1 protein-coding gene is annotated in these 1,398 nt (G+C 54.7%); it reads left to right on the top strand.

The window, feature by feature from the left end; all coding sequences use genetic code 11:
- Positions 1-1,398, top strand: a 1,398-nt coding sequence (locus RT018_RS14115; RefSeq protein ID WP_312942931.1) for a hypothetical protein, incomplete at both ends; no start/stop codon positions are given.

Genomic DNA, 1,398 nt, shown 5'->3' with positions numbered 1-1,398 from the left:
CCGATAATACCCATACCTTTACCACGAAAAGCACTCCCACCGAGACGGCGACGATTTCCGGCAAGGCAGTATGCAGACAGATGCTGACGGCTTTGCTTACGGGCGGCAGCGATCCGACCTCCTACCAGTGGACGCGAGACGGGAAGGACATCGCCGATGCCACCAGCGACACATACACGCTGACCTGGGACGACATCGGCAAAAATGTGGCGGTGAAAATCACAAACAGTAACGGTACGTTTACCAGCGACGCGGTAGGCCCTATTATGAGCGTAGTAGATGAGGCGAAAAACGCGGCCTACAGCGGGATTACCCAGGCCGACGCAGCCGATGAAAGCGCGGTACAGGCGGCGGTAAAGACCATTGCCGAAACAGCGGTGGATAACAGCGAAGTCACCGTTACGGTCAACACGGTCAGTTATACCGCGCCGGTGGCAGGCACCTCCGCAGACCCCGACGGGACGAACGGCAGCTATACATTTACCGTCACCGTATCCGACATCGAGGGGAGCAAAACTACCAATAACATAACGGCTGAGATCGCGGCGACGGCCTATTCCGGTGTGGCGAACGCTCAGGCAGTGGCAGCTGCGGAGAATGTGCTGAAAGACGTTTCGGATTCTGTTAATGTGGTTGAGGGCGCGTCGCAGGAGGATAAAACGTCGGCGGTACAGAGCTATGTGGATCATCTATTAGAAAAAACTCCCCACGCCTCCGGCGTGACGGCGGTTGTCTCCTACAACGACGAGACCGGAAAGTACGATGTCGCGCTTTCCAAGGGCGGGGAGACCGGCAGTACAACAAGCCTCGGTATAACGGTGAATAAGATTTCCGCACTCACCGGGACGGCGACGATTGCAGGCGACACGGTGGTCGGTAACACACTGACAGCAGAACTTACAGGCAGCAACAATTCAGGTACGCTGTCTTACCAGTGGACGCGGGGGGGCGAGGACATCGCCGGTGCCACCAATGGCACATATACGCTGACCGCGGATGACATCGGCAAAAAAATGGTGGTGAAAATAACAAGTAGCGATCAGGTGGGTACGGTGACCAGTACACCCACTGATGCGGTTTCCAAGTTGGATTGCGAAGAATCCGCATCGAATCCGATCATTTTGTCCAACACGGATAGCAGCGTCACTGTCACCGCGATCGATGGGTATGAGTATATCCTTGTTGCCCATAACGCGGATATTTCCACCGGGACATGGCAGAGCAGCAATACATTTACAGGCTTGGAGTCAGGTACAAGCTACGACATTTATCAGCGGGTCAAAGAAACAGGCACACACAATGCTTCCGCGGCAAGCGACAGTGTGACGTTTAAAACGAATGCGAAACCAACAACCTATACGGTCACCTATAGCTGGAATGACGGCAAGACGATAGAAC

This window comes from Oscillibacter sp. (genome assembly GCF_032060045.1).
GTDB lineage: Bacteria > Bacillota > Clostridia > Oscillospirales > Oscillospiraceae > Oscillibacter.
Note: the sequence above shows the minus strand (reverse complement) of the source record. Positions and strands in the feature narration are given on the sequence as shown.